General features: G+C 66.4%; 11 protein-coding genes. 2 read left to right on the forward strand and 9 right to left on the reverse strand.

The annotated features are described in order from the left end of the window. The first annotated feature begins 1 nt into the window (after position 1). Positions 2-952 (forward strand): OmpA family protein, encoded by a 951-nt coding sequence (locus AC3IFE_RS24800; protein ID WP_489192629.1) that lies wholly within the window; start codon positions 2-4, stop codon positions 950-952. 108 nt (positions 953-1,060) lie between these two features. On the opposite strand, the gene tssA is transcribed toward AC3IFE_RS24800, so the two are convergent. The 9 genes from tssA to AC3IFE_RS24845 form a co-directional block, all read right to left on the reverse strand. Then, the gene (gene tssA / locus AC3IFE_RS24805) at positions 1,061-2,182 is read right to left on the reverse strand and encodes a type VI secretion system protein TssA (RefSeq protein ID WP_089466533.1); all 1,122 of its coding nucleotides are present in this window, start codon (positions 2,180-2,182) and stop codon (positions 1,061-1,063) included. A gap of 43 nt (positions 2,183-2,225) precedes the next feature. Continuing rightward, entirely contained in the window at positions 2,226-4,895 is a 2,670-nt protein-coding gene (gene tssH, locus AC3IFE_RS24810; protein WP_301738961.1) for a type VI secretion system ATPase TssH, read from the reverse strand. A gap of 39 nt (positions 4,896-4,934) precedes the next feature. Beyond that, a complete protein-coding gene (gene tssG / locus AC3IFE_RS24815) occupies positions 4,935-6,035 on the reverse strand; it encodes a type VI secretion system baseplate subunit TssG (protein WP_489192632.1) in 1,101 nt (366 codons plus the stop codon). Then, positions 5,999-7,834 carry a type VI secretion system baseplate subunit TssF gene (tssF, locus tag AC3IFE_RS24820; RefSeq protein ID WP_089466530.1) on the reverse strand — a complete coding sequence of 612 codons (1,836 nt, stop codon included), beginning with the start codon at positions 7,832-7,834 and terminating at the stop codon, positions 5,999-6,001. The genes tssG and tssF overlap by 37 nt, the downstream gene beginning before the upstream one ends. A gap of 76 nt (positions 7,835-7,910) precedes the next feature. Continuing rightward, positions 7,911-8,396, reverse strand: a complete 486-nt coding sequence (gene tssE / locus AC3IFE_RS24825; protein WP_089466529.1) for a type VI secretion system baseplate subunit TssE — start codon at positions 8,394-8,396, stop codon at positions 7,911-7,913. 62 nt (positions 8,397-8,458) lie between these two features. Further along, positions 8,459-8,962: an Hcp family type VI secretion system effector gene (locus AC3IFE_RS24830; RefSeq protein ID WP_006477093.1), complete on the reverse strand. Its 504-nt coding sequence runs from the start codon at positions 8,960-8,962 to the stop codon at positions 8,459-8,461. A gap of 70 nt (positions 8,963-9,032) precedes the next feature. Beyond that, positions 9,033-10,523: a type VI secretion system contractile sheath large subunit gene (tssC, locus tag AC3IFE_RS24835; protein WP_006477094.1), complete on the reverse strand. Its 1,491-nt coding sequence runs from the start codon at positions 10,521-10,523 to the stop codon at positions 9,033-9,035. Between the two features lie 15 nt (positions 10,524-10,538). Further along, entirely contained in the window at positions 10,539-11,054 is a 516-nt protein-coding gene (gene tssB, locus AC3IFE_RS24840; protein ID WP_006484395.1) for a type VI secretion system contractile sheath small subunit, read from the reverse strand. A gap of 46 nt (positions 11,055-11,100) precedes the next feature. Next, positions 11,101-11,736, reverse strand: coding sequence for a tetratricopeptide repeat protein (locus tag AC3IFE_RS24845; protein ID WP_489192637.1), 636 nt, complete (start codon positions 11,734-11,736; stop codon positions 11,101-11,103). Positions 11,737-12,109: 373 nt separating this feature from the next. On the opposite strand from AC3IFE_RS24845, the gene tssJ reads away from it, so the two are divergent. Next, positions 12,110-12,721 (forward strand): type VI secretion system lipoprotein TssJ, encoded by a 612-nt coding sequence (gene tssJ / locus AC3IFE_RS24850; RefSeq protein ID WP_089466527.1) that lies wholly within the window; start codon positions 12,110-12,112, stop codon positions 12,719-12,721. The last annotated feature ends 113 nt before the right edge of the window (positions 12,722-12,834 follow it).

A 12,834-nucleotide genomic window follows, 5' to 3' on the forward strand; every position in this document is an offset into this window, starting at 1 on the left:
CATGCATCGCACGATTCAGGTACGGCGCGCGCGCTTGTCGTCCGCCGTCTCGCCCGCCCTCGCCGTGCTGTTCGCAGCCGGCCTCGTCGCGAGCGGCGCAGCCTTCGCGCAGAACACGGGCGCGACCGTCACGCCGGTCGGCAACGGTACGGTCGCGACGACCGCGCTGCCGCAGGCGAACCCGAGCGCCGGCGGCGCGTCGGGCACGATGGTGCACGGCACCGCCGGCACGATCGCGCCACCGCCCGCGAACGCCACGCCCGGCCAGGTGGTGGTCGGCGGCAAGGTGCCCGACGAGGCGACCAAGGCCGCGGTGCTGCAGAAGCTGCGCGACACCTACGGCGCGACCAACGTCGTCGACCAGATCGAGGTGGGCGACGTCGCGACGCCGCCGAACTGGAGCGCGAACGTGCAGAAGCTGCTCGGCGCGCAGCTCAAGCAGATCAGCAAGGGCCAGTTGAAGATCAACGGCACGCAGATCGAGATGAAGGGCGAAGTGCACAACGAGGCGCAGCGCCAGCAGCTCGCGAGCGACATGGCGAACACGCTGAACCCGACGTACACGATCAAGAACGGGCTGCGCGTGTCGGCGTCCGAACAGGGCGTGCTCGACCAGACGCTCGCGAACCGGACGATCGAGTTCGAGACCGGCAGCGCGACGCTGACGCCGCAGGGCAAGCAGATCCTCGACCAGATGGCGGTCGCGCTCGCGAAGATGCAGAACCGCACGGTCGACATCATCGGCCACACCGACAACTCGGGGAACCGGACGTCGAACATCGCGCTGAGCCAGGCGCGCGCGGATGCGGTGAAGGGTTATCTGATCACGAAGAACATTCCGCCGCAGCAGATGACGACGACGGGGGTCGGGCCGGATCAGCCGATCGCGCCGAACGACACGGCGGATGGCAGGGCGAGGAACCGGCGGATCGAGTTCCGGGTGGGGCAGTAACGGGTGTAACGGGTGTAATGGGAAATCGGCCGGCCGCTCGCTCAACGGCGACGCGGCGCGGCACGGTACACGACGGGCGGCGGCAGCGATGCGCCGCCCGTCTTGCGTTTACGCCTGCTCGTCGGGCCGCACGCCCAGCAGCTCGCGAATGTGCGACAGCGAGCCGTCGTCCTTCACGACGCTCTCGAGCCACTTGTGCAGCGGCATGTCTGCCCATTCGGCCGCCTTGTCGGCGAGATACGCGACCGGGCTGTGCGGCTCGGTCTGACGGAAATAGCGCGCCACGGCACGCAACTGGTCGACGGCCTGCGCGCGGTTCTGGATGCCGGCGATCATCTGCGTCACCGGCGGACGCGAAGCGGTCTGCTGCTGCACGTGAGTCTCCTCGGTCTGGATCGGCTGGCCGAACACCGGCTCGATGCGTTCTGGCTGGGCCTGCGGCGCCGCCTGCGTGTGCGGCGCGCTGCCGGTATAGCCCTGTTCGCGCGCAAAGCGCTCGGCGAGCCGATATACGGTCTCGAACGCGTCGCGCGCCTGCCGGAAGCTCGGCGCCGAATCGCCCGCGCGCTCGACGAGCCGCTCCTCGAACGCATCGAGCGCGAATTCGAACGCCTTCAGGTTCGCCAGCAGCGCCGTGTAGAACGCGATCGACGTCACGCGCCGCGACGCATCGATCTGCTCGATCGACGGCTTGCCGCGCGCGATGTCGTCCGCATGTTCAGGGTCGCGCTTGATCGACTGCGCGACGTGCTGCGCGACTTCCCAGTCGAGCGTGCTGAACGCATTCGATGCGCCGTCCGTCAGCGGCACCGCGCGCAGCAGCTCGGCCGTGCGGCCCGACAGCCACGCGACGTTGCCGAGCCGGTGCTCGACGTCGTCGTCCTCGGGCAGCGGGTGGAAGGTGTCCCAGAAGTCGCGGCACATCCCCTCGAGCAGCGCATAGCCTTCGGTGAGGCCCGTGATGCCGTCCTCGAGCGCGAGCGCCTCGGTCAGCCATACGGCGAGCCGCAGGTCCTTCGTCCGCGTGCGCAGCAGTTCGCCCGCATGGTCGACGACGAAGCCCCAGTCGGCCTCCTTGATCTCGGTCACCCATTCGCCCTGGTCGAGCGTCGGGTCGTCGTAGCGCCGCGCGTCCTGGATCGCGTCGAATTCGTTCGAAAACAGCAGGTCGTCGCCGCTGGGCGACGCGTCGCTGATCGGCGTCAGCAGCTCGGGGAGATTGATCGGCATGGTTCAGTGAATCCGTTGATGCATGAGAGGTCGCGCGCGGCGCTCATTCGACCGTGTACGCGAATTCGCCGGCCTCGTCCGCGCGCACCGCGATGCGCGCGATCGCCGCGCCGTCGGCGATCCGGCCGAGCACGTGGCCCGCGATCTCCGGCAGCAGCGTGCCGTTCAGGATGTGGTCGACGTTGCGGGCGCCCGAATCGACCTCGGTGCAGCGCGCGAGCACCGCGTCGACGAGCGACTCGTCCCACTCGAACGCGGCCTTGTGGTTCGCGTCGATCCGGCGGCGGATGCGCTCGAGCTTCAGCTCGATGATCTCGGCCAGCACGTCGTCGGAAATCGGATAGTACGGCACGACCTTCATCCGGCCGAGGAACGCCGGCTTGAAGGTCTTGTACAGCTGCGGACGCAGCGTCTCGGCGAGCGCGTCCGGATCGGGCAGTTCCTCGGCCGGCTTGTTCAGGCACGCCTGCATCACCGCGGCCGAGCCGACGTTCGACGTCAGGATGATCAGCGTGTTGCGGAAGTCGATCTCGCGCCCTTCCGCATCGTCCATCGTGCCCTTGTCGAACACCTGGAAGAACATCTCGAGCACGTCCGGGTGCGCCTTCTCGACCTCGTCGAGCAGCACGACGGAATACGGGTTGCGGCGCACGGCCTCGGTCAGCACGCCGCCTTCGCCGTACCCGACATAGCCCGGCGGCGAGCCCTTCAGGCCCGACACGCTGTGCGCTTCCTGGTACTCGCTCATGTTGATCGTGACCATCTTGCGCTCGCCGCCGTACAGGATGTCGGCCAGCGCCAGCGCCGTCTCGGTCTTGCCGACGCCCGACGGCCCGACGAACATGAACACGCCGCGCGGCTTGTTCGGATCCTCGAGGTTCGCGGTCGCGGTGCGCACGCGCTGCGCGATCGCCTCCAGCGCGTGGTCCTGGCCGATCACGCGCGCGGTCAGCAGCGGCTGCAGGTTCAGCACGGTGTCGATCTCGTCCTTCACCATCCGGCCGAGCGGAATGCCCGTCCACGCGGCGACGATCTCGGCGACGACGTGGCCGTCGACCTGCAGCGGCACCATCGGCTCGCCGCCCTGCAGCGCGTGCAGCGCGGCAACGCGTTCGGCGAGCTTGTCGCGGGTGGCCTGCACGTCGACCGGCTGGCCGTCTTCCGACGGGCCGCGCGCGCGGTCGAGCGCGTCGCGCAGTTCGGTGATCTCGGCGACGATCACGCGCTCGGCTTCATAGCGCGCTTCGTCCTTCGCCAGTTGTTCGAGCGCCGTGTCGCGCGCGCCGCGCAGCTCGCCGAGCCGCTCGTCGTGCACCGCGCCGCCCGCCGCCTCGCGCTCCAGCGATGCGATTTCCGCATCGATGCGCTCGATGCGCTTCTTCGTATCGTCGATCGCCGCCGGCGTCGCGCTGTGCGCGAGCGCGACCTTCGCGCACGCGGTGTCGAGCACGCTGATCGCCTTGTCCGGCAACTGGCGGCCGCTGATGTAGCGGTGCGACAGGCGCACGGCCTCGGTGATCGCATCGTCGAGAATCCGCACGTTGAAGTGCTTCTCCATCAGGCCCGACATCCCGCGCAGCATCGCGGCGGCCAGCGGCTCGCTCGGCTCCTCGACCTTCACGACCTGGAAGCGCCGCGCGAGCGCCGCATCCTTCTCGAAGTACTTCTTGTATTCGCTCCACGTCGTCGCGGCGATCGTGCGCAGTTCGCCGCGCGCGAGCGCCGGCTTCAGCAGGTTCGCCGCGTCGTTCTGGCCGGCCTGGCCGCCGGCGCCGATGATCGTGTGCGCCTCGTCGATGAACAGGATGATCGGGTGCGCGCTCTTCTTCACCTCGTCGATCACGCTCTTCAGCCGGTTCTCGAATTCGCCCTTCACGCTCGCGCCGGCCTGCAGCAGCCCCATGTCGAGCACGTGCAACGCCACGCCGCGCAACGGCGGCGGCACGTCGTCGGCCGCGATCCGCAGCGCGAGCCCTTCGACGACCGCCGTTTTGCCGACGCCGGCCTCGCCGGTCATGATCGGGTTGTTCTGGCGGCGGCGCATCAGGATGTCGATCGCCTGGCGGATCTCCGCTTCGCGGCCGATCACCGGATCGATCTTGCCGTCGCGCGCGCGCTGCGTGAGGTTGGTCGTGTACGTGTCGAGCGCGGGCGTCTTCGACGGGCCGGCCGCGGGTGCAAAGCCGTCGGCGGCCGGCGCGGCGTCGCTGCCCTCGTCGTCCGCCTGACGCGGCTCGGCCTCGCTCGAGCCGGCCATGATTTCGTCGAACTTGTGCTTCAGGTCCGTCACGTTCATTTCCGCGAACCGCGACGACATCCGTTGCGCGAACTGCGCGAGATCCGGCGCGGTCAGCAGCGCGAGCAGCAGGTGCCCCGAACGGATGCGGCCGAGCTGCGAATCGAGCGACGCGATCAGCCACGCCTGCTCGAACAGCGCGATCAGATGCACGGAGAACACCGGCGTGCGCGTGTTGCCCGTCTTCAGGCGCGTGAGTTCGCGCTCGAGATCGGCATGCAGCGCATGCGGATCGACGCGGCTCGCGCGCAACGCGAGCGGCAGGTCGCCCGTCGCTTCGTCGAGCAACGCGAGGAACAGGTGCTCCAGATCGACCTCGTAATGGCCGCGCGCCAGGCACGCGCTCGCCGCCCGCTCGGTTGCGTGGCGGCACAGCGGGTTCAGTTTCGTGATCAGGGTCTTCAGGGGCGTGCTCATGGCGTCGATCTCAGGTTCGATTGCGTGTTGTTGTTAGGGTCAGTGAATCACGTGCAGCTCGTAGCGGGCGTCCGAGCGGTCCTCGGCCGCGTCGCGCGTGCACAGGAACGCATCCCAGCCGAGCCGCGAACCCGCGCCGAGCATGCTCGCGCCGACTTCCGTGCGCTCGAGCACCAGCTTCACCTCGTACTCGAGCGTGACGCCGGCGAGCAGCGTCAGCATTCGCTCGAGCGCGATGGCGTGCGCGCCGCCGGGCAGGAACGCCTCGTAGTCGCGCTTGGACAGCGGGCCGACGACGATCCGCGCGCGCATGTCGCGCTGCCACACGCGCTCACCGACGAGCGCCGTCGCACCGAGCACCGCGTTGACTTCGCCGAGCATGCTCAACTGGTCGGGCGGCACGTCGTACCACTTGCCGACGAACTGGTCGATCTTCACCGGCACGCGGAAGTAATCGGACAGTGTGCGCTGCAGGTAGGCGGCCGACATCGGCCGGTGCCGCGCGGCGAGCGCGTAGCCGGCCACGGCTTCGTCGAGCACGCCGCCGGGGCCGGCCGCGAGACTGTCGCGCACCTCGTCGCTCGGCACGCCCGCGATCGCGAGCAGCAGCGGCAGGTAGCGCTCGTCGCGGTCGAGTTCGTAATGGAACGGCAGCCGGTATTTCTTCCACGCCGCATAGAACAGCGCGGTCGCGCGGTTCGAGAACACGTCGAAGAACGCGCGCGCCGCGTGGTCGCGCCTCAGATGCTCGCGCGCGACGATTTGCTCGGTGTAGTGCAGCGGCAGCGCACCCTGGCCGCCGAGCAGCCCGAAGAACGCGGGCGTCAGCTCGACGCGGCCGAGCTCGCCGGCAGCCAGCGCGGCGCCGCGCTGTTCGTCCGAGTTCAGCGGCGCGCCGTCGCCGTCGAACGAGCGCGCGCCCTCGATTTCGCTCGGCGGGAAACCAAGCGACAGCGTGTTGCGGAATGCGATGCGCTGCGCGACCACGTCGCCCTGCCGCCACGCGCCGGGCGCGTCCGACGCCTGCCGCGCGAACAGCCCTTCGAGCACGCGCACCGCCTGGAAGAACTCGAAGCGGTGCGGCTCGTCGAGCAGCGCGTCGACTACGCCAGGATCGATTCGCCGGTTCGGGGCTTGCATCGAATGATCTCCTCGCCGGTGCGCTTCGACACGACGACCAATTGAATGAAACTGTTGAGATGGACGTACAGCCCGAAGAAGCTGTCGAGCACGCGCACGAACGACGCGAGGCTCGCGCCGACGAAGTGTTCCTCGTCGATCGTCAGCCGGATCTCGATACCGCGCACGAAAGTCGCGAACGGCTTGCCGGGCAGCCACTGCACCGCGCCGCGCTGCTCGACGCCGGCCAGGCCGTCGATCTGGCGCATCGACACGGCCGTGCGTCGCAGGTCGTACAGCGTGAGCATTTCCTTCAGCGGCGCGAGGCCGTGCGCGACGAGCGACACGTGGTTGAGCGCGAGATGCGACACGAGCCGCCAGTGCGCGGCGCGGCCGCGCTCGAAGCGCACGCTCTGCGTCGGGCGGCGCAGCATCGAGATGCCGCTCGTCTGCGCCCCGCCTTCCTGGAACAGGTCCCCGCCTTCGAGGCCGAACGCCAGCATCGCCGGCAGGTCGCGGTTCGTGCAGGTCAGGTCGAGGCTCAGCGTGTCGGTTTGCGGCGACGTCGGCTCGAAGTCGATGTCGACGATCGAGATCTCGGTTTCGTAGCCGGGGCTCTTCTGCGCGACCCAGTCGTTGCGGCGCGCGAACCAGTAATGGCCGATCCGCGCCGATTCGCCGTGATGCAGCGAATAGAACGGCCGGAACTCGATCACCGATTCCTCGTGCGCCTGCTGCCGGACGAGCTTCACCGAGTCGATCGAGTACACCTCGTACGCGAACGCGCGCCGCGCCTCGGCGATCACCGGATATGACACCGCGCGGTGCGTGATGCGGATCGGCTCGCCGTGCTGGCGGAACAGATTGACGATCGGCGTGCAGAACAGCCGGAAATGGCTCGCCGTCAGCAGCTCCAGCAGCCGCGCGACGTGCGAATCGCTGCGCACGTCCTGCAGCACGAGATGCAGCGTCGCGCGCTGGCAGCGGCCCGATGCGCGTGCGATCGCCGCGAGGTCGAAGTCGACGAAATCGAACTTGTCGGGGAACGCGAAGTATTCGGTGAGCAGCCGGTACGCGGGATGCGATTTGGCCGGGTAGTCGATCAGCGCGTCGTCCTCGGCGAAGCCGGCCTGCGCGATCGGCAGCTTGCGCAGCGCGGTCCAGCGACCGTTGCGCTCGGGCTCGACATACGCGCCGAGCACGTTGACGAACAGGCAGTCGGTCAGCGCGGCGACGAACGACTGCTCGCCGTGCAGATGGGCGCGCAGCGTCGACAGTTTCAGCGCGCCGAGATCGAGTTGCGCGGCGAGCGATTCGAACGTGATCGAGATCACGCCCGTCGCGTTCGACGGCAGCACCGTCGCGCTAGGCGCGAGCGCGACCGGCGTATAGCGCGCCTCCGAGATGCGGATCGGCGCGAGCGTCACGTCGTAGGCGGTGCGGAACCGGCATTGCACGCCGCGGATCGGACGACTCTTCAGCTCGGTGCCGCGATCGATCACGACCGGCTCGGTCTGCTGGCCGGGCGAAGCCGGCGTGAACTGCGCGATCGAGCACGACGGGAACGGCCGCAGGTAGTGCGGATACAGCACTTCCAGCAGCGCTTCGGTGAATTCCGGGTAGTCGTCGTCGAGCTTCTTGTTGATGCGCGCGCCGAGCAGCGCGAACGATTCGATCATCCGCTCGACGTGCGGATCCTCGCAGTGCTCGCCCGACACCGCGAGACGCGCGGCGATCTTCGGATAACGTTCGGCGAAATCGCGCGAATAGCGCCGCAAAAACGATAATTCGCGTTCGTAATACGGCAGCAATTCTTCCATCGACGACCCCGAACCTCAATATTTCCTGCCGGACCTGATTGACCACCGGGCGGTCCGGCCCGCTCGGCGGCTTGATTTACTGCATTCGGGCCGCGCGTGCGCGCGTGACCGAGTACTGCAGCGTCGACGGTTGCAGCATCGCGTCGAAACTCACCGGCTCCTCGGCCGGATGTACGACGAGCAGTGCCTGGATCGCGAAGTAGAGCGCGTTGGTGGCCTGCTCGTTCAGCTCGAACGTCACCTGCACCTGCTGCAGGCGCGGCTCATGGCGCGCGATCGCCTGCTGGATCGACTTGCAGATGAATGCGCGATCGTAGTGGCTCGCGAGGCTCAGCCCCGCGAAATCGTTCAGCCCGTAGGTCAGCACCGACTTCTGGCATTCCGGCAGCGCGGCCAGCTCGTTCTCGGTGTGGGCGATACGGGTGTTGAGGATCGCCTCGACGTCGCGGGCGACCGTGGTCTTGAGCTCGTCCAGCGACAATTGCCGCATCGCTGCCGAGGCCGGCAGGTGCGGTTCGTCGTCGAACAGCTTGTCGAGAAAACTGGGTTCGAATCGTTTCATCGGCCGGTGTGGACGGCGAAAACGGCAACGGGACGCGAAGCGCCCCGTTGCCGCAACCGACCTTAGACCGCGTAGGTCTTGTCGTTCTTCGTCAGGCTCCAGGCGCCTTGCGTGTTGCCGCCCTGGTTGCCGCCGATCTTCTGCTGGGTTTGCTTCCACTGCACGGCTGCGTACTTCAGCGAGAACGTTTCGAGGGGCAGACCTTCCTCGCGAACGCTCGGGGCGATGCTCGAGATGATCACGTACTTGAGCTTGACTTCCAGATACTGCACGCGCTTGCCTTCACCGTCCGCACGCGAGAAATGGACCGTCACTTCGTCGAACGTGGTGCCGCCCGAAGCGTGTTGGTACAGCAGCGGGCTCGACGAATCGATTTCCTTCGTGAAGATCATGTCGCCGTGCTCGCAACGCGTCATCGTGTGACCGCCAGCGGTCGATGCGGTTGCCGAACGCGGCTGAACGATCGAGTGATCCCACGATTTCAGTTCGATCCAGCCCTGGTGGTCCTTGTCCGCGGATTCGCCCTTCACCGCGGGACTACCAAACTGCAAGTGCATATGTAACATGGCCCTTCGACTCCCCAAAGAGGTGGTTTTAACGTCCTACCCAGGCGGCCCGCCCGGGCGATTTGCTCGCTTATGAATTTGCCGGTTTGGGCAGATCAGCGACAAGTCGCAGAGAAATCGAGAGTTCGTCGAGCTGAAAGTGCGGGCGCAGGAACGCGACCGAACGATACGAGCCCGGCTTGCCCGGAATCTCCGACACTTGTATGGATGCCTCGCGCAGCGGAAATTGCGCTTTCTGTTCCTGCGAGGCGTTGTCGTCGAGCAGGACGTACTGCGAAATCCACCGGTTGAGGAAAGTCTCCACGTTCTGCGCCGATGCGAAGCTGCCGATCTTGTCCCGCATCATCGCCTTCAGATAGTGCGCGACGCGCGATACCGAGAAGATGTACTGAAGCTGGGCGGACAGGACGGCGTTCGCATTCGCGCTGTCGGTGCTGTATTTCTTCGGCTTCTGCACCGACTGCGCAGCGAAGAACGCGGCGTAATCTGAGTTCTTGCAATGGACGAGCGGGATGAAACCGAGATCGCTCAGCTCCTTCTCGCGGCGATCGGTGATCGCGATTTCGGTCGGGCACTTCAGCGCGACTTCACCGTCGTCGGTCTTGAACGTGTGGGTCGGCAGATCCTCGACGAGGCCGCCGCCTTCGACGCCGCGAATCGCCGCGCACCAGCCGAAGTCGTCGAACGCGGCCGTCAGGCGGGCCGCGAAGGCCCATGCCGCGTTGCACCACAGATACTTGTCGTGATCGGTGCCGTCGACGTCCTCGACGAAGTTGAAGTTCTCCGCGGTCTGGCCGTCCTTCGGATTGAACGGCAGGCGGCCGAGGAAGCGCGGCAGCGTCAGGCCGACGTAGCGCGAATCCTCGGCGTCGCGGAACGACTTCCACTTCGCGTATTCGACGGTGTCGAACACCTTGCCGAGGTCGCGCGGCTTGCCGAGGTCGGAGAACGACTCGAGGCCGAGCAGTTCCGGCGACGCCGACGCGATGAACGGCGCATGCGCGGCCGCGGCGACGTGCGACATCTGCTCGATGAAGTACATGTCTTCCGGCTGGCGCGAGATCTCGTAATCGCCGATCAGCGCACCGAACGGCGAGCCGCCGAACGTGCCGAATTCCTCTTCGTAGACCTTCTTGAACAGCGCGCTCTGGTCGAACTCGCTCGCCCCCTTGAAGTCGCGCACGAGGTCGCGCTTCGGCGCGTGCAGCGCCTTGATCTTGATCGTCTGGCCCGTGTTGCTTTCCTTGACCAGATAGTCCATCCCGCGCCACGTGCTTTCGAGGCGCTGGAATTCCGGCGCGTGCATCACGGCGGAAAGCTGCGTGGAAATCAGGCGGTCGAGTTCCGCGACGCGCGCATCGATCGTGGCCGACAGGTTGTCCGACACGATCACCGTGCCGTCGAGCACCTGGTGCACGAGTTCGCCGATCAGGTCCTTCGCACGCGCATGCTCGGAATCGGATTTCGCGACCTTGCTCTTCTCGACGATGTCGTCGAGCAGCGAAGTCCCGGCGGCGTATTCCGCGCCGCTCGCTTGGGCCGCAGCCGTTTGCTGGTTCATCTCAACACTCCGTCGTCATTCGCCGTCTTTGTCGCCGCCGGTGCCCTTCGCGAGCTCCTGCAGCTGCTGCGTGTTCTTCAGCACCTCGGACAGCAGATCCTCGAGCTTGTCGTTGCCGGCGAGCTTGTTGCGCAGGTCGGCGAGCTTCGAACGCGCCTCGAGCAGGCGGCGCAGCGGCTCGACCTGTTCGACGACTTCGTCCGGGCTGAAATCCGACAGCGACCGGAACTTCAGGTCGACCGCGAACTTGCCGCCTTCCGGACTCAGGCGGTTTTCCACCTGGAACGCGGCACGCGGCTCGATCGCCTTCATCACGTCGTCGAAATTGTCGCGGTCGATATTGACGAACTTGCGGTCGCGCAGCTTCGGCTGCTCGATTTCGGACTGGCCCGCCAGATCGCCGACGACCCCGACGACGAACGGCAGTTCCTTCACCTCGATCGCATCGCCCTTCTCGACCTCGTAGGTCAGCTGGACGCGCGGCGGCCGTATTTTCTGCAAGCTTTTCTGAATGCTTTCTTTCTTGGCCATCTCGACGGCTCCCAGGTTAGTTGTGGTTATCGCGTCAGTTGCGGTTTCAGTTGCGCAGTGCGCCGAACGGATCCGCGCTGCCCTTTTGCGCGGCGGGCGGCGTCGGCGTCGGGGCGGCGCTCGCGGCCGTGTCCGCGGCCGGTGCGGCCCCCGCCTTCGGACGATGAACCGGACGGCGGCCGGTGTACTTCTTCGCCTGCACCCTCTGCTCCGGCGGGAACAGCGCCGACTCGCCGAGCGTGTCGCGCAGCTGCTTCGCGAGCGCCTGCGCGTCGGACTTCGCATCGCCCGCGAGCGACGCATCCTGGCGCAGCTCGCCGAGCGACTGCGTCGCGATCCGCAGGCCGGCGACGGCCAGCACGCTCTTCGCCTGACGATCGGTCGCGTCGCGCTGCAGCGCTTCCTGGGCGGCGACGATCGCCTGCCCGTAATGGTTTTGTGCGAACTGGATTTGCGCGATGCGCGACCACGGTTCCTCGCGCGTCGGATCCGACTTCGCGAGCTGCTGGTACAGGCCCAGCGCCTTGTCCTGATCCCCCGCCTTCGCGACGGCGTCTGCATCGGCCAGCGACTTGTTGAACACTTCCGCAGTCGGCGGCGCGGGCGGCTGGCTCGCACAGCCGGCGATCACGCCGCAAGCCACCACCACCCCAGACAGTTTTGCGAACAGACGGTCTTTCATCGTTATATCCACCGGCGCGTGAGTTTTAAATCGTTGAGAATCTGGTTCTTTTGCTTTGCAAGAAGCGCGCGGGTATAGTACCGATCAATTTTTCATAATTCAATCGTCGTGTGAAGAGTAATTCCTTTTAAAACCGGGCGCTACCCCCTCGAATGGCCTATCGTTGCGGGCTCGCAGCGGTTTTCCCTCGGGCCGGAATGCGCAAGTTTTACTGGTCCCACGACACGCCGCCGGGGCGGCGGAAAAAATTTCCGGGCGCTTGCCACGACGCAGGCGTGCTTGATAGTTGAGCGATGCAACGTCGGGGATACGCAGCGAACGCGGCAATGCCCGGCAGTTTTGACAGGGATAAAGGCGGCACGCCGGAAAAACGATGAGATCGTCCATGATTCGCTACGCGCTGCCGCTGCTTGCGTGCGCCCTTCTGGCCGGATGCGCGGCCGCCCCGCTGCTCGGCTCGGCCGCGAGCGCCGTGATGTCCGCGGCCGGCATCGGCAAGCCCGAGGTGCCCGACGCGCAGAAGCCGCCGCGCAACATCGGGCTCACGCTGGCCGCCGCGCCGAACCTGAATGCCGCGACCGACCACAAGCCGCTCGCGCTCGTCGTCCGGCTCTATGCGCTGAAGGACCCGACCTCGTTCCAGCAGGCGCCGTTCGACGCCTTTACCGATCCGACCAAGGAAAAAGCCGCACTCGGCGCCGATCTGCTGAACGTGCGCGAAATCACGCTGATTCCGGGCCAGCGCTATACGGCAACCGAGAAAGTGTCGCGCGAGGCGCAGGCATTCGGTATTGTCGCGCTGTTCCGCGATCCCGCACTGCAACGCTGGAAACTGACGTTCGATCCGGCGAAGTCGGAGAAATCCGGCATAATCATCGGCCTGCATAATTGCGCGATGACGGTCACCGACGGGACGGTCATCGCACCGCAACAGGGTGCGCCTTCGCAACCGCTGAATATGTTGTCTTCGGTCTCCTGCGGTTAAACATGACGCACGAATGTCAATTAACAAGAGTTAACAATTGGCGATTTAATTCGGGCACGAACAAATCGATTACGTCGCAACGCCACATTAACCGGATTTGACATGAGTTATTC

The organism is Burkholderia sp. APQ4-4ca (assembly GCF_057837105.1).